General features: G+C 63.6%; 22 protein-coding genes. 13 read left to right on the top strand and 9 right to left on the bottom strand.

Annotation, left to right across the window (positions count from 1 at the left end):
* Positions 1-76: 76 nt before the first annotated feature.
* A complete protein-coding gene (gene rfbA, locus FHS89_RS08175) occupies positions 77-952 on the top strand; it encodes a glucose-1-phosphate thymidylyltransferase RfbA (RefSeq protein ID WP_184010477.1) in 876 nt (291 codons plus the stop codon).
* Between the two features lie 7 nt (positions 953-959).
* Here the strand turns inward: rfbA and FHS89_RS08170 are convergent, their stop codons facing one another.
* Both FHS89_RS08170 and FHS89_RS08165 read right to left on the bottom strand, forming a co-directional pair.
* Positions 960-1,601 carry a glutathione S-transferase gene (locus tag FHS89_RS08170; protein ID WP_184010475.1) on the bottom strand — a complete coding sequence of 214 codons (642 nt, stop codon included), beginning with the start codon at positions 1,599-1,601 and terminating at the stop codon, positions 960-962.
* 17 nt (positions 1,602-1,618) lie between these two features.
* Positions 1,619-2,386, bottom strand: coding sequence for an SDR family oxidoreductase (locus FHS89_RS08165; RefSeq protein ID WP_184010473.1), 768 nt, complete (start codon positions 2,384-2,386; stop codon positions 1,619-1,621).
* 321 nt (positions 2,387-2,707) lie between these two features.
* Between FHS89_RS08165 and FHS89_RS08160 the strand changes: the two genes are divergently transcribed.
* The gene (locus tag FHS89_RS08160) at positions 2,708-3,595 is read left to right on the top strand and encodes a LysR family transcriptional regulator (RefSeq protein WP_184010471.1); all 888 of its coding nucleotides are present in this window, start codon (positions 2,708-2,710) and stop codon (positions 3,593-3,595) included.
* Between the two features lie 20 nt (positions 3,596-3,615).
* Here FHS89_RS08160 and FHS89_RS08155 read toward each other — a convergent pair whose 3' ends face one another.
* Positions 3,616-4,503 carry a DMT family transporter gene (locus FHS89_RS08155; RefSeq protein ID WP_184010469.1) on the bottom strand — a complete coding sequence of 296 codons (888 nt, stop codon included), beginning with the start codon at positions 4,501-4,503 and terminating at the stop codon, positions 3,616-3,618.
* A gap of 77 nt (positions 4,504-4,580) precedes the next feature.
* Here FHS89_RS08155 and FHS89_RS08150 point away from each other — a divergent pair, with 77 nt between their 5' ends.
* Positions 4,581-5,078 carry a MarR family winged helix-turn-helix transcriptional regulator gene (locus FHS89_RS08150; protein WP_184010467.1) on the top strand — a complete coding sequence of 166 codons (498 nt, stop codon included), beginning with the start codon at positions 4,581-4,583 and terminating at the stop codon, positions 5,076-5,078.
* 10 nt (positions 5,079-5,088) lie between these two features.
* Here FHS89_RS08150 and cysE read toward each other — a convergent pair whose 3' ends face one another.
* From cysE to FHS89_RS08125, 5 genes are all read right to left on the bottom strand, one after another.
* Positions 5,089-5,973 (bottom strand): serine O-acetyltransferase, encoded by an 885-nt coding sequence (gene cysE / locus FHS89_RS08145; protein WP_221229322.1) that lies wholly within the window; start codon positions 5,971-5,973, stop codon positions 5,089-5,091.
* On the bottom strand, positions 5,963-6,907 hold the full coding sequence (locus FHS89_RS08140) for a DMT family transporter (protein ID WP_184010465.1): 945 nt from the start codon (positions 6,905-6,907) through the stop codon (positions 5,963-5,965). Before FHS89_RS08140 ends, cysE begins: the two co-directional genes overlap by 11 nt.
* A complete protein-coding gene (locus FHS89_RS08135; RefSeq protein WP_184010463.1) occupies positions 6,904-7,095 on the bottom strand; it encodes a hypothetical protein in 192 nt (63 codons plus the stop codon). The genes FHS89_RS08140 and FHS89_RS08135 overlap by 4 nt, the downstream gene beginning before the upstream one ends.
* A 78-nt stretch (positions 7,096-7,173) precedes the next feature.
* The gene (locus tag FHS89_RS08130; protein ID WP_184010461.1) at positions 7,174-7,395 is read right to left on the bottom strand and encodes a tautomerase family protein; all 222 of its coding nucleotides are present in this window, start codon (positions 7,393-7,395) and stop codon (positions 7,174-7,176) included.
* Positions 7,396-7,399: 4 nt separating this feature from the next.
* Positions 7,400-7,780, bottom strand: a complete 381-nt coding sequence (locus FHS89_RS08125; protein WP_184010459.1) for a nuclear transport factor 2 family protein — start codon at positions 7,778-7,780, stop codon at positions 7,400-7,402.
* Between the two features lie 200 nt (positions 7,781-7,980).
* Here FHS89_RS08125 and FHS89_RS08120 point away from each other — a divergent pair, with 200 nt between their 5' ends.
* From FHS89_RS08120 to FHS89_RS08110, 3 genes are all read left to right on the top strand, one after another.
* A complete protein-coding gene (locus FHS89_RS08120) occupies positions 7,981-8,853 on the top strand; it encodes a LysR family transcriptional regulator (RefSeq protein WP_184010457.1) in 873 nt (290 codons plus the stop codon).
* Positions 8,854-9,057: 204 nt separating this feature from the next.
* Positions 9,058-10,551 carry a proton-conducting transporter transmembrane domain-containing protein gene (locus FHS89_RS08115; RefSeq protein WP_246413677.1) on the top strand — a complete coding sequence of 498 codons (1,494 nt, stop codon included), beginning with the start codon at positions 9,058-9,060 and terminating at the stop codon, positions 10,549-10,551.
* 16 nt (positions 10,552-10,567) lie between these two features.
* The gene (locus FHS89_RS08110; RefSeq protein WP_246413675.1) at positions 10,568-12,946 is read left to right on the top strand and encodes a YbcC family protein; all 2,379 of its coding nucleotides are present in this window, start codon (positions 10,568-10,570) and stop codon (positions 12,944-12,946) included.
* 107 nt (positions 12,947-13,053) lie between these two features.
* Here the strand turns inward: FHS89_RS08110 and FHS89_RS08105 are convergent, their stop codons facing one another.
* Positions 13,054-14,022: a GlxA family transcriptional regulator gene (locus FHS89_RS08105; protein WP_184010453.1), complete on the bottom strand. Its 969-nt coding sequence runs from the start codon at positions 14,020-14,022 to the stop codon at positions 13,054-13,056.
* Positions 14,023-14,112: 90 nt separating this feature from the next.
* Between FHS89_RS08105 and FHS89_RS08100 the strand changes: the two genes are divergently transcribed.
* From FHS89_RS08100 to FHS89_RS08070, 7 genes are all read left to right on the top strand, one after another.
* The gene (locus FHS89_RS08100) at positions 14,113-14,925 is read left to right on the top strand and encodes an MBL fold metallo-hydrolase (RefSeq protein WP_184010452.1); all 813 of its coding nucleotides are present in this window, start codon (positions 14,113-14,115) and stop codon (positions 14,923-14,925) included.
* Positions 14,926-15,046: 121 nt separating this feature from the next.
* Positions 15,047-15,496 carry a hypothetical protein gene (locus FHS89_RS08095; RefSeq protein ID WP_184010450.1) on the top strand — a complete coding sequence of 150 codons (450 nt, stop codon included), beginning with the start codon at positions 15,047-15,049 and terminating at the stop codon, positions 15,494-15,496.
* A 19-nt stretch (positions 15,497-15,515) separates the two neighbouring features.
* The gene (locus tag FHS89_RS08090) at positions 15,516-15,986 is read left to right on the top strand and encodes a Dps family protein (protein WP_184010448.1); all 471 of its coding nucleotides are present in this window, start codon (positions 15,516-15,518) and stop codon (positions 15,984-15,986) included.
* Between the two features lie 176 nt (positions 15,987-16,162).
* Complete coding sequence (locus FHS89_RS08085; RefSeq protein ID WP_184010446.1) at positions 16,163-16,825, top strand: Crp/Fnr family transcriptional regulator; 663 nt, start codon at positions 16,163-16,165, stop codon at positions 16,823-16,825.
* 91 nt (positions 16,826-16,916) lie between these two features.
* A complete protein-coding gene (locus tag FHS89_RS08080) occupies positions 16,917-17,129 on the top strand; it encodes a YgaP family membrane protein (RefSeq protein ID WP_184010444.1) in 213 nt (70 codons plus the stop codon).
* A gap of 2 nt (positions 17,130-17,131) precedes the next feature.
* Positions 17,132-17,563: a YeeE/YedE family protein gene (locus tag FHS89_RS08075; protein ID WP_184010442.1), complete on the top strand. Its 432-nt coding sequence runs from the start codon at positions 17,132-17,134 to the stop codon at positions 17,561-17,563.
* 3 nt (positions 17,564-17,566) lie between these two features.
* Positions 17,567-17,998, top strand: a complete 432-nt coding sequence (locus FHS89_RS08070; protein WP_184010440.1) for a DUF6691 family protein — start codon at positions 17,567-17,569, stop codon at positions 17,996-17,998.
* The last annotated feature ends 30 nt before the right edge of the window (positions 17,999-18,028 follow it).

Genomic DNA, 18,028 nt, shown 5'->3' with positions numbered 1-18,028 from the left:
CCGCGCCATTGCCTATGGACAAGCCTGCCCGCGCGACAGCACAGTCAATGTCCCAAGGGGCGGCAGGAGAACGGCGATGAAGGGCATCATTCTGGCAGGCGGCACCGGATCGCGGCTTTGGCCGATGACGCAGGCCATCTCGAAACAGATCATGCCGGTCTATGACAAGCCGATGATCTATTACCCGCTGAGCGTTCTGATGCTCGCGGATATTCGGGAGGTGCTGATCATCACCACACCGCATGACCGGCCCGCGTTTGAAGCGCTCTTGGGGGACGGTGCGGGATGGGGGCTGCGCCTGACCTATGCCGAGCAGCCCGACCCGGGCGGCCTGGCGCAAGCCTATACGATCGGGGCCGCGTTTGTGGGGGAGGAGCCGTCCTGCCTGATCCTTGGCGATAACCTGTTCGTCGGGCAAGGCCTGTCGGAGATGCTCGCCCGTGCGCGCGCGCGGGTCGAGACAGAGGGCGGCGCGACCGTGTTCGGCTATAGCGTCGCGGACCCCGATCGCTACGGCATCGTCACGCTCGACGCCTCAGGCCGGGCCACGACGCTGGAGGAAAAGCCCACAAGCCCCCGCTCAAATATGGCGGTGACAGGGCTCTATTTCTATGACGGCACGGCGGCAGCACGCGCCGCCACGCTCACCCCCTCCCCGCGCGGGGAGTTGGAGATTACCGATCTTAACCGCAGCTACCTTGCCGATGGCGCACTGCATGTGGAGCAGATGGGGCGCGGCTATGCGTGGCTCGACACCGGAACGCCCGACAGCCTGTTGGAAGCGGCCACCTTCATCGGCACATTGGAACGCCGGCAAGGGGTCAAGATCGCCTGCCCGGAGGAGATCGCCTATCGCAAGGGATTGATCGACGCGGCAGGGCTGCGGGCCGCAATCGCGAAGCTCGCGGGCAGCCCTTACGCGGCCTATCTTGAAGGCTTATTGCCGGACTAGGCCGCGCTCACGCCTGCCCGTCAAACCAGATGGGTGGGGCCGTGTCAGACCATAGCGGGTATTTCGACATGATCCGGGCGAAATCTGCGCTTTCCAGAAACCGGTCCAGCCACACGATCAGATGCGGCCAATCCTGTGCCCGGAACCACGCCCGGTCGATATGCGCGAATTGGCGGACAAACGGCAGAATGGCGAGGTCCGCCAGCGTCAGCCGCGCACCAAAAAGCGCGCCATGATGGCCAAGCTGCGCATCCAGTTTGCGCAGGAAAACGGCCGCCTTCTCCCGCTCCTCGTCCGGGTCATGCGCGGGGTAACGGCTGGCGTATTTGGTGCGATCCAGCGCCGCCTTGAACGGGCCATCGCATTCCGCGATCCATGCCCAACCCGCATCGGGCATGTCGCGCAGGCCATCGGGGTCATTCCGCTCAAGCGCCCAGATCATGATATCGAGGCTCTCATCCAACACCCGGTCCGGCAGGCGCAGGCAGGGCACCGTGCCGCTGGGGGATGTCTCAAGAAAAGCCTGCGGCTTGTCGCGCAAGAGGATTTCGCGCAATTCCACACGCTGACCCGCGCGCGCAATGGCGAGCCGGGCGCGCATGGCATAGGGGCAGCGTCGAAACGACCAAAGGACCGGATGGGACGTCATAAGCTCATCCCCGGGCATCACAGCGGCGGAAGCCCGACCGCAGCGCGGCCCTCCGGCGTTTTGATCGAAAAATCGCCGCCCAGATGCGGATCAGCCGCCGCCGTACACAGCCACGCAAGCGCATCTGCTACCCATTCGGGCGGAATATGCACCCCGGGATCAAGCTGGCTTACTGGATTGATCCCGGAGGCCCGGATCTGCGTCTGCATCGGCGTGGCGACCGTGCCGGGGCTGAGCCCGACCACCCGCACGCCCTGATCCGCGTATTCCTTATGGGCCACTCGGGTCAGCGACAAAACGGCGGCTTTCGTCGCACAATAATGGCTCCACCCTTCCAGCGCGGCCGTGGCGGCACCGGAACTGATGTTGATGATCGTGCCGGACCCGTTTGCGACCATCACCGGGATCGCATAGCGCAGACCGTGATAAACGCCCTTGAGGTTCACATCGACGACGCTGCCCCATGCATCCACATCGCTGTCCGCAAGCCGGGCAATCGGGTCGATGAGACCGGCATTGTTGATCAGCACGTCGAGCGTCCCGGTGGTGCGCACAGCCAAGTCGATCAGCGCCTTCACATCCGCCGCGCGGCTCACATCGCAGCGCAGCGCGTCGGCCTTGCCCCCCGCGGTGCGGATCTCATCAGCGATGGCGGCGATGCGGCCCTCATTGCGGGCGGCCAGAATGACATGCGCCCCACGTGCCGCGAAGCCACGCGCCGCCGCCGCGCCGATGCCCTGACTTGCGCCCGTGATGACGACGGTTTTTCCATTGAGTTCGGTCATGCTTCGATCCTTATTGGGGTTGTCAGTCATTTCATGTTCGCCAGCGCCGCCAGCTTATCGGGATCGCGTCCCACCGGGAAGGCGTGGGGCCGGTCCGCTCCCACAGGCGGCTAACGGGCGCGCCGGGAACGGACCCGCAAGGGATCAGAAGGGCGGGATCGCCCGCGTCTGCGCCACGAAATGCGGCTGCTTCAAGCGCCTGGGCGTGGTCAATCTTCATTCCCTCGTCTCCGAATGGTGGTGCGATGGTCAGACCCTATTGATGTAACTCTTTGGGAAAAACAGATTGAATGACATAAGTGTCGTGCGCATTCTACATGAATGGATATCGCAACCCTCAAAACCGTGGTGCTGGTGGCCCGACATGGCAGCTTTGCCGCGGCGGCGCGGGCGCTGGATGTGGACCCGTCCTCCGTGTCGCGCATGGTCGCGGGGGTGGAGGCTGAGTTGGGGGTGCGGCTGTTCCAGCGCTCCACCCGCAGGCTTTCCGTCACCGAATTGGGAGCGCGCTACATCGCTGAGATCACGCCGCTCTTGGAGGAGATGGACCGCGCGCTCGACACCGCGCGCAGCGCCGCGCACGCGCCGTCGGGCACGCTGAAGATGACGGCCTCCGTCGCCTTTGCGCAGGAATGTATCGTGCCGCGTCTGGGGCAATTCATGGCGCGCTATCCGGCCATTGCGATCGAATTGATCCCGACGGATGACATGCTTGATCTGACGGCGAAGGGCATCGACCTTGCCATCCGGCTGACCCCTGCCCCGCGCGGTGATCTGATCAGCACCCGGCTGATGGACACCCGCTATGTCGTTTGCGCCTCGCCCGCGTATATCGCGGGCGCGTCCCCCCTGACGGAGCCGGGGGATTTGCGGCACCATCGCTGCCTGCGCTTTGCCTTGCCGGATTACCGGACGCGCTGGCGGTTCCGCCGGGCGGGGAAAGCGCCCTTCGCGGTGGATATCACGGGGGATCTGGTGATTGCGAATGCGCTGGCCCTGCGCCGGGCCGCGCGCGACGGGCTGGGACCGAGCCTGCTCGCGGACTGGTTGGTTGGCCCAGATATCGCAGCGGGGCGGCTTGTGGATGTGTTTCCGCAGTATGACTGCTCCGCCGCGCAATTCGATACGGCGGCTTGGGCGCTTTATCCGTCGCGGTCCTATCTGCCGCAGAAGGTCCGGGTGATGATCGACTTTCTGCGCCAATCCTGAGCGGTTTGGGCAGTGCCCGGTCAAAGCTGGGGCGCGACGCCCTTTCGCGGCAATCGCGGCGCAGCGGTCGGTCCCATTTGGCCAACCCACACGCTGCCCAGAACAAGGGCCATGCCAAGGCTCTGCGGCAGGGTCATCCCCTCCCCCAAGAGGGCAAGGCCAAGCAGCGTCGCCACCACCGGGCTGAGAAGCCCAAGGGGTGCCACGGTCGATGGTCCCAACCGGGCGATGCCCCGGAACCAGATGAAATAGGTCGCAGCCCCCCCGATCAGACCGAGCCAAACCAGCCCAACCACCGCGCCCGCATCCAGCGGCGGCAAGGGCGGCTCCAGCCAAAGCGCCACTGGCACCAAGATCAGCCCACCCGCCGTCAACTGCCATGCGGTGAAGGTGAGCGCAGGCACGGGCGGCTGCCATTTGCGCGTCAACACCGTGCCACAGGCCATGGAGACCGCACCGCCAAGCGCTGCCAATATCCCCACCATGTCAAACCCGGCCCCCGGCTTGACCACCAAAAGCGCAACGCCAAGCATCCCGCCAAGGCCCGCGAGCACAGCGGCCGGGCGCACCGATTGATCCAGCAAGAGCTTTGCCAGAAACAACACGATCAACGGCTGGATCGCGCCAAGGGTCGCGGCAAGCCCGCCGGGCAGTGCATAGGCCGCCACGAACATCAGCCCCCAAAACAGCGAAAAGTTCAGCACACCCAGCACCAAAGAGCGCAGGATCCACACGCCACGCGGCAGATTTCGTGTCCAGAGCAGGAGCAAAAGCCCGGCGGGCGAGGCGCGCAGCATCGCAATGGTAAGCGGGGAGCCATCCGGCAGGAGTTCGGTTGTCACGATATAGCTGCTGCCCCAGATCGCGGGGGCGAGGGCGGTGAGGGCAAGGTCAAACGGGCGTGTCATGGGATTTCCTTTTATCTTGACGTCAAGATAATGGCACTTCTCTTGATGTCAAGATAACTGTCTGATAGCCTCCCCCCATGGACGCAGTAGACCGAATTTTCGCGCAATGGCGCGCCGAACGCCCCGACCTTGATGTGACGGCAATGGGGCCCATCGGGCGGCTGTCGCGCGTCTATCATCATCACGCGCGCCGGATGGGGGAGACGTTCGCCCGGCATGGGTTGAATGGCGCAGGGTTTGACGTGCTGGCCACTTTGCGCCGGTCCGGCCCGCCCCATGCGCTGTCACCCGGGGCGTTGATGGCTGCGATGATGATCACATCCGGCACGATGACGAACCGTATTGATCAACTGGTCAAGCAGGGGCTTGTGAGCCGCGCGCCCGATCCCGACGACGCCCGGCGCGCGGTGGTTCAACTGACGGATAAAGGCTTCGCGCTGATCGACAAGGCCGTCGCTGACCATGCCCAAACGCAAGCCGCGCTGCTGGCACCCCTTTCAGATACGGAAATCGCGGCCCTTGATGCGGGATTGCGCAAACTGATGGCAGCCGAAGAGGACCGCGCGCCGGAATAGACGGGCGCGCCTAGTCGCCACCATGCGCTTGAAATGCCGCGATCAGCCGCTCTTGCGTGGCATGCGGGTCTGCGGGCGCGGTGGGTGCCTTGACCCGTTTGCGTCGCGGCTTGGGCCGGGGTTTCGGTGCGGTCACCGGGGTGCGGCGCACGACCTGCGCGGGGATACCCGCGACGGTGCATCCGGGCGGCACGTCCTCCAGCACCACACTGCCCGCGCCCACCTTGGCACATGCGCCGATCTCGATATTGCCGATGATGTTCGAGCCTGCCCCGATCATCACGCCCTGCCGCACCTTTGGATGCCGGTCGCCAAGCACCTTACCCGTCCCGCCAAGGGTCACGTTTTGCAGAATCGTCACGTCATCCTCGACCACCGCTGTCTCCCCGATCACGATGCCCGACCCGTGATCAAGCATGATCCCCGCGCCAAGCTGTGCGGCGGGGTGAATATCCGGCCCAAACACCAGCGATGCGCGGTTTGATAGCCATGCGGCAAGCTCCCGCCGCCCCGTCATCCACAGCCGATGCGCGATCCGGTGCACCTGCACCCCATGAAATCCCTTATAATTCAGAAACGCATGAAGGTGCGTGCGGCAGGCCGGGTCATTGGCGTGGACCGCACTCAGATCAAGTGCCGTGTCCGTGATGATATCCGGCGCGTCGCGCATCACGTCAAGAAGGAGGATCTGATACATCCCCTCACTCGTCTTGCTGGCCGTCAGGTCAAACGCAAGCCGCGCGGCGAGCGCCTCCTCAAATGTTCGGGGGATCAGGATCGTGCGGTTGAGCATCGGCGCGAGAAACGGCTCTGCCGCACCCATGGCACGCGCCTCCCGCCGGAGTGTTTGCCACATGCGGGACGGGCGAATTTTGGTGGTTTGCTCACGGCTCATGGCGCTGCTCCCGCGACATGCGCGCCGCCTGCCCCACCGCGCGGGCCTGTGCCGATCCGGTGGCCCCGATGACAAGACCGGCAATCACGACGATCAGCGCCAGCACCTCCACCAGACCCGGCCACTGCCCCAAGACCGGGATCGCCATTAGCGCCGCTGTGCCGGGCACCAGTGCGGACAATGCCGCCGCGCGTGCGCCCAGAAGGTGCAGCGCGCGACCAAAGGCAAAAAGCGACACGAGACCCGACAGAACCCCCTGAAACATCGCCTGAAACGCGATATCGGGCAGGCCCGCCGCGCGGATATTCGACAGATCACCAAGCACCCAAACCGGGACCAGCACCACAGAGGACAACGTGCCCACAACCCCAATCGCGAGATAGGGGGAGATGTCAGAGTTGCGCATCGTCACCGTAAAGGACGCCCAACAGACCGCCCCTGCCAGAAACAGCACATGCCCGGTCAATAGCTGATCCGTGCCCGGCGCGATCCGGGTATGGGCAAGGATCGCCATCGCCCCCGTGAGGATCAGCGCGATCGACAGCATCTGCCGCCGGACCAGCCGCTGCCCAAGAAACACAAGGCCAAGGAGCGCCGCCATCACGGGCATCAACCCCGGCACCAGCGCCCCCGCATGGGCGACGGGCGCGAATTTCAGCCCATAGCCCACGCAAATCGTGAATGGCGCGCCATAGGCGGTCAATGTCAGGCAGCGCAACAGGCCCAATTGCCTGACTTTCGCCCGCTGGTGCCACAAGAGCGGCGCAAGAAGCACCGCAGGGATCAGCGCGCGCAACCCCGCCAGATCAACAACAGACAAGGCGGTCGTGCGCCCGGAGGAGGTCAGCACCAGCCACCCCGCCCAAATGAGCACGGCCAGCGCCATCCACGCATAGCCCGCCAGCACGTCCCTATCATCGGGGCCGGGCGTCATCCGACCCTCCGCAAGGGCGGACCGTCCTGCACGCGGGGAAGGCTGGGCAACAGGACATGGCCAGACCCGCTTGGCTGCGCGAACCAATGCGGGTGCTGCGGCATCGTGACCGCCGTCCCGCCCGGCCGGGCCTGCCCGAGGGCGGCTGACGGTTTCGGGCGCGGTTCGATCCGAATGGGACGAAACATGCGGCGTCTCCCCTCAAATCCGGCGCGCGATCGGCGCGCCGGGGGTCATGGACCCTGTGCGTCCTGTGCCGCGCTGGCTCAGGACTGTTTCGCGCGGATCTGCGTGACCTGTTGGCCCTGCATCCCCCAGTTATCGAGCGGCACCTCGTCGATCACAACGAATGTGGTCGCCGGGTTCTTTCCCAGCACATCCTGCAAGAGCTGCGTCACCCCCGCAATAAGCTGCGCCTTTTCCTCGGATGAGGGGCCGGTGCCGTTGGGGCCGCCCTCTTGGGTCACTTTGATGTTTACATAGGGCATTGTGTCAGTCCTTTCGTTCGACAAATGAGAAAACCTTGGTCAGGACGCGCCATCCTTCATCCGTGTTGATGAGGGTCAGAAGATCCTGATAGTTGCGGCCCAGCATGGTCATGCGCGCCTCGACGATGCCGATCCGGTCCCCTTTGAGCGCGATGCGTTCAACGACTTCCTCGCGGGGGTCATTGCGCGATGCGGGCGGGGTGCGGGCGTCGATCCGCGCCATGTAATCCTCAAGGCCCATGGTCTCATAGGTGCCGTCCGTCCCGTTCACATAGGACAGGTCGGTATGGAAGACGGTGCGCAAAACGCTGCTGTCGGAATGATAGAGACCGTCGAAATAGCGCCCAAGGAGGGCGTCGATTTCAGCGTCATGTTGTGTGCTCATAGTGCGGATCCTTTTGTCACGCCTGAATAAAGCCGGATACGGGCCTGACCCATGGGCCGCAGGCAGATGAGAGGCGGTGCGGGCATGGGTCAAAACGGCTCCGAACGGTGTTTGCCCATCCTGTCTAGCGCCGCAGAGGAACAATTGATAATATCGTGTTTTCAAGATTTCGATCTGTTTTCTCGATCATGTGAGGGTGAATGACGCTGGACCAACTCATCGCGCTCGATGCCATTGTCGCAGCAGGCACGTTCCGCGCGGCAGCGGATCGGCTGAACAAGGCGCAATCGGCGGTCAGCCACCAGATCCGCAAGCTGGAGGACGAACTGGGGTTCGACCTCTTTTCCCGCGAAAGCTACCGCCCCCGTTTGACGCCCGAGGGGGAGATTTTCTATCGCGAGACAACCCGCGTTCTGGAGCAGGTCCATGGGTTGAAAGCGGTGGCCGCTGGGCTGGCGAGCAAGCAAGAGCCGATGATCTCCATCGCGATGTCAGCCACCATGTCGCTTGACCCGATCCTGACGGTTCTGGGGGAGGTGGGCCGCCAATTCCCCGGCACGCATATCCGCGTCGCGACCGAGATGATGGGCGGTCCGCTCGCGCGTCTCATGGGGGGCGAGGCGGACATGATCGTGGCGGGGCTGGATGGCGTGCCGATTGATCTGGTGGAAACACTCCCCGTTGGCAGCATAACGATCCAGCCCGTTGCCAGCCCCACCTTTCCGCCCGCGCAGTTGCCCGGCATACGCTCGCGCCGCGCGATGCAATCCTACACGCAAGTCGTCGTGTCCGGCACCGGCGGGCGCGATTACGAACAGAGCCGCGATCTTTTATCAGGCGGACAACGCTGGACCGTATCGGATTTTCAGGCGAAGAAATCCATCCTGCTCGCCGGGCTGGGCTGGGGCGGCATCCCCGAGCATATGATGGGGGACGAGCTGGCCACCGGGCAGCTTGTGCCGCTCGCGGTCGAAGGCTATCCGCCCCGCCGGACAGAGATTTTCGCGATCCGCCGCCGGGACCAGCCGATGGGTCAGGTCATGTCGAGCATCTGGAGCCGCCTTGCCGCGTGATCACCGACAGGGGCGCAAAAATTGTCTAGGTTTCACATCAAAATCGTTCTCTCAAACAGAACGATTGATCCTATAATGCATATTTTATTTTAGAAAACCCCTCCCCTATGGTGCGGCCTCAAGCCGGATACGGAGGGTTTCATGGTCTCGATGTCGTTTCTTTCACCGCTGGTTCTTGTGGCTATGTCCGCATATGCGTGGCGCATGCCCGGTCGCAGGCCAGAGGCCGTGCCGCGCCTGTCTGAATACGCAGCCCTTGGCGCACTCGCACTTGCGGTGTTGGGCTTGGTCCAGCTTGCCGTCGCCGGGCCAGCGGTGCTGTCCACAAGCGAAGGTGGCGGCGCGCTGACGCTTCAGGCCAATCTGGTCAATATCACGCTGACGCTGCTTGTCGCCTTTATCGGCTGGGTCGTGATCCGGTATAGCCGCACCTATCTGGATGGTGAGGCGGATGAGGGGCGGTTTCATGCGCTGATGCTGGCGACGCTCGCGGCCGTGCTCATTTTCGTGCAATCGGGTAGCCTGATGGTGCTGATCCTGTCCACGCTGGTGGTTGGGCTGGGGCTGCGGCAATTGCTGCTGTTCTATGCCGACCGGCCAGAGGCGCAGCGCGCGGCGGCGAAATTCACGCTTGTCTGGCATGGCGCGGACCTTGTGCTGTTCCTTGCCGCCCTCTTGCTGATCTCCAGCTATGGCACGGGGGTGTTGAGCGGGATTGCCGAGGCTGCGGGCGCACAGGGCCTGACCACCGGCGCGTCCATCGCGGTTTTCCTGATCGTGCTTGCCGCCGCGCTCAAGACCGCAGCCTTCCCCCTGCATGGCTGGCTGACCGAAGTGATGGAAGCGCCGACGCCCGTGTCGGCCCTCCTTCATGCCGGGATCATCAATTCGGGTGGCGTGCTGCTGATCGCCCTGTCCCCATTGGTGCAATATAGCCCCGGCGCGATGGCGGCCCTTGTGATGATCGGTGGCTTTACCGCCCTGTTCGGCGCGGCGGTGATGCTGACCCAGAGTGCCGTGAAAACCTCCCTTGCGTGGTCCACCGTGTCGCAGATGGGATTTTTGCTGTTGCAATGCGGGCTGGGACTTTGGGCGCTGGCGCTGCTGCATATTCTGGCGCATTCGCTTTATAAGGCGCATGCTTTCCTGTCCTCCGGTGGCGCGGTGCAGGCGGTGGCGGGGCTGCGCCGGCCCGGTCCGATCGCGGTGCCGAATGTGGGTGCGGTGCTCAAATCCTTCGCGCTTGCCGTGGCGCTTTATGCGCTGATCGCGACGGTGTTCACCGCTGTGACGGGGCCAAAAACAGCGCAGGCGCTGGCGCTTGGTGGCATCCTGATCTTTGGCGTCGCCTATCTGGTGGCGCAGGGCCTTGCCGATCTTGCGCCGCGCGAATTGACCAAGCGCACGGCGCTCACGGCGCTTGCCGCGGCGGTGGCCTATTTCGGGTTTCAGGCAGTGGCGCAGGCCATTTGGGGTCCGGCCCTGCCGATGGCGCCGGTCCCCGGCCCGCTGGAATGGGCGCTGATCGTGCTGGCTGTCGCGTCCTTTGGGCTTGTGGCCTTCGCACAAGCGCTGTTCCCGCTCTGGGCGCATCACCCTGCCACGGCCGGATTGCGGGTGCATCTCGCAAACGGGTTCTACCTCAACGCCCTTTTGGATCGCGCGATTGGTGGCTTTCGCCGCACATCGTCCAACTGAGATCATGGAGACACCGATGCTCGACACTGACGCACAGATCGCCCCTGCTGACACCTCAATGATCCTGACCGCCGCAGAGGCCGCTGGCCGCCGCATCCCGCCTGCCTTCCCGCTGGAGGCCACCGTGGCCGTGAACCCGTTTCTGGGCCAGACGGGCGAGGACCTTGCGACCGCTTCCGCGCGGTTGCAGCGGGTCGCGGGCGTGCGCGCCACGCAATCCGGCGCGGTCTATCGCCAGATGCTCGCCGATGGGCAAATGACGGAGGAGGACCTGACCGCAGCCCTTGCCGCGTCACCTGCCGTGGATAAACCCGCGAGCGTTGCAGCCCTGCGCGCCCTGCTGGACGAGGACGCAGGCACCACCACCCGCGCCCGCGCCACCGTGGCCGACCTTGCCGCTGCGGCGACCGGCATCGACTGGCCCTCCATCATCGAGAAAACCGTGGGCCTGTGGGCCGCAGGTCAGTTTGATCGCGGTCAGGCACTGTGGTCGCCCGCACCGGGGCAGGACGCGTTCGCCGCATGGCAATCCTGGGCCACCCATGACCTGACGCCAGAAGTGGCGGGGCTTTCGGGCTTTTGCGCCCATGTGGCCGCCGCCCCCGACACGCCGGAGCGTGCCATCCTGCGCGCGTCCGAGGCGCTTGGCCTCAGCGAAGCGTCAGCGGAGACAGTGTTTCACCGGCTCTACATGGACCTTGGCGGCTGGTCGCAGCACGCGCGCTGGCTGTTGTGGCAGGCCGAGCTTGCGGGCACGAGCGACCGTACGCTGGCTGACCTTCTGGCGATCCGCCTGATCTGGGAGGAAGCCCTTTTGGCCCACGCGCCGGAGGTGGCGGAGGCATGGGCCGCAATGGTCGCCTCTCATGCGGAACCGATCACGCCAACGCCGCAGGACATCGCCCTTTCCATCGCGCAAGAGGCCGCCGAACGGGCGCATCAGCGCACGCTCACATCCGCACTGAGCGGACCAACCCAGCCGGGGGAGCGGCCCGCGCTACAGGCGGCGTTCTGCATCGACGTGCGGTCCGAAGTGTTCCGCCGGGCGCTTGAAAGCGTCGATCCGGGGGTGGAGACCATCGGCTTTGCGGGCTTTTTCGGCCTGCCGTTGGCGCATAAATCCCATGGCTCCGATGTGGTCGAGGCGCATCTTCCGGTGCTGCTGAACCCCGGTGTCGAGACCACGAGCCACGCCAAACCGGCGGATGAGGAGGAAACCCGCATCGCGGCGCGCACCGCGCGGGCATGGGGGCGGTTCCGGCAGGCGGCGGTGTCCTCCTTCGCCTTTGTCGAAGCAGCCGGGCCGGTTTATGCCGGAAAGCTCTTGAAGGACGCGCTGGGCATGGGCGACAAACCCGCCCCTGCCGCACCCGCGCCGCAGGTCGTGGGCGGCATGGACGCGACGGCCAAGGCCGACACGGCCGCCGCCGTTCTGGGGGCCATGAGCCTGACCAAAGGCCATGGGGAGGTCATCCTGCTGCTTGGCCATGGCGGGCATGTCACGAACAACCCGCATGAGAGCGCCTATCACTGTGGCGCATGTGGAGGCTATACTGGCGAGGTTTCCGCGCGGCTGCTTGCCGCCCTGCTGAACGATCCTGAAACCCGCGCGGGCCTTGCCGAACGCAAGATCACCGTGCCCGATGACACGCTGTTCGTCGCCGGGCTGCATGACACGACCACCGATGAGATCACGATCTATGAGGATGGCCTGCCGTCATCGCGCGGCGACGATCTGCGCCGGATCAAGGGCTGGCTGAAACAGGCCGGAACCATCGCACGGGCAGAACGCGCGACCACCCTGCCCGGTGCCACGCCGCTGACCGTGGCGGAACGCGCGCTGAACTGGGCCGAAGTGCGCCCCGAGTGGGGGCTGGCGGGCTGCGCCGCCTTCATCGCTGCCCCACGCACCGCCACAGCGGGCAAAGACCTTGGCGGGCGGGCATTCCTGCACAGCTATGACTGGCAGGCGGATGACGGTTTCGGCACGTTGGAGCTGATCATCACCGCACCTGTGGTCGTGGCAAGCTGGATCAGCCTGCAATATTACGGCTCCTCCGTGATGCCGGGCGTGTTCGGCGCGGGCAACAAGCTGATCCACAATGTCGTGGGCGGCATTGGCGTAATCGAGGGCAATTCGGGTCGTCTGCGCCCAGGCCTGCCATGGCAGGCAGTCCATGACGGGGAGCGGCTGATGCATGATCCATTGCGCCTGTCCGTCATGATCGAGGCCCCGCGTGAGGCGATCACAGATGTGCTGGAGCGGCACCCCGGCGTGCGCGATCTGTTCGACAATGGCTGGCTGCATCTGTTCACGCTGAAAGATGGACAGGTCGATGCCCGCTACCGGCCCGGCCTTGCATGGGACAGCACGGCACTGCCGCTGGCGGCGTGACGCCCCTGTTTGAGCAATTTCTTCGGTCGCGCGGATCGGCTGCGCGACCGGTAGAGCATCCCTTTCGTTGCGCCCACCGCGGCACAAGCCGGCGCGCGCTGCGCCATTTACCGCGCAAATCGGCCAAAGCTGCGGCGGTATTCGCTCAAGGTCATGCCGGTCGTCGCCTTGAACATGCGCCGCAGGTTTGGCTCGCTTGAAAAGCCCAACTCCGCGCAGATCGCGCCGGGGCTTTGCGTGCTTTCCGCCAGCCGTTGCGCAACCTGAGACAGTTTGATCCCGCGCGCCCATTGGCCCAACGCCTGCCCGGTGTCCTGCTGAACCCGGCGCGCCAAGGTGCGTTCGGACATGCCCATCGCATCGGCCAAAGCCGCCGCAGACAGATCGGTCGCGGGTAGACCCCGGACAAGCGTGTGCAGGCGGCGAGTCAGGGCCGTCGGTTGGTCAATCAGCGCGGCATGGCGGAACGCGTCATGCGCAACCGGCGGGCGGGGCAGCACCATGAACCGAGACACGTCCCGCATCACGTCCTCCCCCGCAAACCGCTTCACCAGCCACAGTGACAGGGGGACATAACCCATCGCGCCGGACGCCGTGACGATGTTGCGGTCTTGCACGAAATCCAGATCGGTCTGCCAATCCACGTTTGGGTATTTCTGGCGCATATAGCCCTGCACCCACCATGTCACGGTCGCGCCGCGCTCCGCCAACAGGCCCGCCTCCGCCAGCAGGCACACCCCCGCGCAATACCCGCAAATGATCTGATCTGGTGAGATCGGGCCAAAGCGCCGCAAAACGCTGTGGGAGCGCTCGATCCCCTGTGAGATATCGCGCAGGGATTCCGCCCAGAAGCCGGGCACGACCAGCGTGTCATAAGGTGGATCACCCGCCCCCTCCTTGGCCGCGAGGGGATGGTGGAGCGATGGGTTGTCCTCATGGGCAGAGATAAGCGACACGCGGAACCGGGGCGCATCCGCGAGCCTGTTGGCAGCATGGAGGATATCGGCGAAGGCCAGCAATCCGGCCAGCATACTGCCGTCAAAGGCGATCAGCCCAACGTGATGCGGATCGGACATGGCGTAAATTGAACTCTAATTGTCATTTCCTGCCATATTGCCGCAATCCCCGCCGCGCTACAACAGGGACCGCAGCAAGAGGGCCAGATGATGAAAATTCACCAGATTCGCAACGCAACCATCCTTGTCGAATATGATGACGTGCGGCTTTTGGTCGATCCTATGTTGGCCCGGAAGGGCGCGTTCCCGACGATGACGTTTCTCAAGGCAAAGGGGCGCAATCCGACGGTTGATCTGCCCGAGGGCGCGATGGCGCTGATGGAAACCGCCACCCATTGCCTGATCACCCATTGCCGGCGCGGGCATTTCGATCATTTCGACACCGCCGCCAAACGGTGGCTGCGCAAACGACAGATACCGGTGTTCTGCACGCCGCGCGACATGCCCTTCCTCAAGCAAAAGGGCCTGAATGTCGTGCCGCTGAAACGGGACGACGCGCGCGCGCAAGGCTTTCTTACAGGAACGATCCAGACGACGCCCTGTCGCCATGGGCGCGGGATCATCGGTCCGTTCATGGAGCATGGCGCGGGTTACCTCATCAAACAGCCCGGCGAGCCGTCCCTGTATCTGACCGGAGACACCCTCCTGACCGAGCCCATCAAAGAGATCGTTCGCACGCAGACGCCCGATGTCATCGTCGCCCCGGCAGGCGATGCCCGCTTCGACATTGGGGGACCAGTGATCATGGGGGTTGCGGACATGATTGCGCTGGCGCGGCTGACGCCGGGTGTTGTTGTGGCCAACCACCTTGGCGCGATCAATCATTGCCTTGTGACGCGCGACGAGGTTGCGTCCGCCGCCGAGAGGGCCGGATTGGGCAACCGGATCTGCGCGCCCGATGACGGGGCAACCTTGACCTTTGAAAGCCGGATCAAAACAGGTGACAGGCCGCGCGCTGTTTGAGGAGGGCGGCGCGGGGCCGTGCGCGGCCCAATCGTCGCTTTTTGAAACTGTGACAAACCGCCCCGCTTGCACGCGGGCAATTAGCTGATACTTTTTGTCAGGTACACACGGGAATCGTCACATGCTTGCCTTTCAGAAGGTCACCACACTGCCCCACCGCCCCGAATCGGATCCGGTTCTGGAGCGGCTTCGGCGTGTGATGCGCCGCTCCCGCGCGCAACGGCGGCTGGATTTGTTCACCGCCTGCACGTTGTTGTCGTCGGATCGGTCGGTCGCGTTTGACGCTTATGCGCAGGCGCTGTTGCGCACGCTGGGGCGCGAGGTTGGCCAGCCTTTGGTCCTGTTCCACCCTGGTACTGCTGAGCGGTCCTTTGATGAGGACTGGATTTTGCGCTGCCTTGAGCGGATCAGGGCGGGCGATGGCGCGAGCGTGATGTTCCTGATTTCGCGACGCGTTCCCAAATTCAGCCGCAGACAGGTCATGTTCCTCCTTAATGGTTTGGCGGAGCGAGCGGATGTGCTACATGTTGAAGGACATGCAAGCCATCGCCAGCACGTACAAACTATATGAATTTACTAAGGAATATGACATGACCCAAACGGCACAAAGCCTGTCGGCCTCTGCACAGGAAGCCATTTGCGAGGCGCTCAACCAAGCCGTCGCAGAAACCGTTGTGACCACGATGATGGCGCAAAACTTTCACTGGAACGTCACCGGCATGGCGTTTGGCCCCCTGCATGCCCTGTTTCAGGAAATCTATGAGGATCACTTTACAGCGCAGGATGACCTTGCCGAGCGGGTTAAGGCGATTGGCGGCCATGCCAATGGGGTGCTCGCGGATATGGTCGCGGCATCCAAGGTGGACGAATTCACTGGCCATGGCACTGACAAGGAAATGATCGCAGCCCTCGCTGCCGCACAGCGCACCGTGGCAGAAACCCTTGCCGGGACCGCCGCTGTTGCCGAAGAGCATGGCGATCTGCTGACCCAAGACCTCGCCATTGGTCGTGGTCAGGTGCACGAAAAATTCGCGTGGCTCCTCTCCGCCCATCTGGGGTAACGGTCCAAAACGAAGGAAAAGCCGGCCCGAGGGTCGGTTTTTTCCATTTGAGGGTTCAAACGTCATGCGCGCCGCGATTGCATGGGCTGGCATCCGTGGCCTCGGCACCCCGACACCCGTGACCAAAGGGCGGCATGACGTGATGCAGGAACTGTCGCTTCACTAAGGACCGCCCGATGATTCCAGATTGGACAGAACGGTTCCAAGGCACCGCCGCCTTGCCACGATCGGTCAGAGATCGGTTGGTCCGGGTCGCGCGCGTCATAAAAATGACCAAAGGCGCGCAGGTATTCGGCCCCGTGAACGTGCCAGACAGTCTCCTTTTTCTTTACGAAGGTCGCATTCGCGTCTCTCAAAGCTCGGACTCGGGGCGAGAGATCGTGCTCTACCGGGTCGATGCGGGGGAAAGCTGTGTGCTGACGACCGCCTGCATGTTGGCTGAGGAGGCCTATAACGCCGAAGGGATCGCGGAAACAGACATCACCGCAATCGTGCTCCCCAAGCCCGCCTTTGACCAATTAGCCTCCGAAGAAGAGGCCTTTCGCAAGTTTATTTTCGCGGCCTACTCGCGACGCCTTATTGATTTGCTCCGCGTCGTGGATGATGTGGCTTTTGGGCATATGGATGTGCGTCTCGCCGAACGGTTGCTTGATTTGGCGGGTGACATGAAAGAGGTCACCGCGACCCATCAACAACTCGCAAGCGAATTGGGAACGGCCCGGGAGGTCGTAAGCCGCGTGCTGTCTGATTTCCAAAAGCGCGATATGATCGCCCAATCGCGCGGACGTATCGCGCTCATCGACAAACCGACCCTCCGCGCCCTCGCAGAAAGCCGCTGAGCGAAGAATCTTCGACTTAAGTGACAATGTCACTGAAGGCGCGCCGGTGGCGTCATACCTGTTCTCCAGATCATATTGAATGGAGACACTAATGACGATGAATGTTGGAACGATTGACCGTATCCTGCGCGCCGCACTCGGCCTTGGATTGTTCTACCTCGCTTTCTTGAGCGGGCTGCCTTTGTTTGATGGCGGTCTCTTCAAATACGGCGCAGCGATCCTGGGTGGGGTCATGCTGATTGTCGCGGCAGTACGCATCTGCCCAATCTATGCGCTTTTTGGCTTCAATACGTGCCGGGTGTAACGATGGTGACTGAATTTACCCCCTTTGCGTCTTTTGGTGGCGGGCTGGCGATTGGATTGGGGGCCGTCCTCCTGATGCTTGGCCTTGGTCGCATCCTCGGCGCGACCGGCATCCTGTCTGGCCTGCTTTTCGTGGAAGATCGGGAGGAGTTCGGCTGGCGTGCCGCGCTGGTCACGGGCATGGTTTTGGCCCCGGGCCTCGTCTTTTTGGTGACGGGAACCCTGCCGGAGGTCAACGTCCCGGTCAGCCCGGCCATGATCGCCATTGGGGGCGTTATTGTCGGGTTTGGTGCCAGCCTCGGGTCCGGCTGCACCTCGGGTCATGGCGTTTGCGGCCTTTCGCGACTGTCCGCCCGATCCCTCGTTGCCGTGCCGGTCTTTATGACCACCGCTGCACTGACCGTCTTTATCATCCGCCACGTCATAGGAGCCTGAGACATGAAACATATCTATGCTTTGCTCACCGGTCTGGTGTTTGGAACAGGCATTGCGGTGTCTGGCATGATGGATCCGGCTAAGGTCCTGAATTTCTTTGATGTTGCTGGCAGTTGGGATCCGAGCTTGGCTTTCGTGATGGGGGGCGCTTTGGTCGTGACCTTCATCGGCTACCGCCTTGTTTGGCGCCGGAATGCCCCGCTGTTCGCAACTGAATTTCAGGCACCCAACGCGAGCGTTATTGACCGCAATCTCATTGGGGGCGCGGCGCTTTTTGGCATCGGCTGGGGTACTGCGGGCTTTTGTCCCGGTGCGGCGATCCCGGCGCTTGGTACGGGTCGCTGGGAGGTGGTGCTTTTCCTTGTTGCTGTTGGCGTCGGCTCCGGTCTTCGGCGGGGCCTTGGCGCGTTGGCGAAACGGCAAGTGATCCTTTGACCCATAAGGCGATCACCGGGCTGCTGTCTG

Origin of the sequence: Rubricella aquisinus, assembly GCF_014199445.1 — a bacterium.
Lineage (GTDB): Bacteria > Pseudomonadota > Alphaproteobacteria > Rhodobacterales > Rhodobacteraceae > Rubricella > Rubricella aquisinus.
Note: the sequence above shows the minus strand (reverse complement) of the source record. Positions and strands in the feature narration are given on the sequence as shown.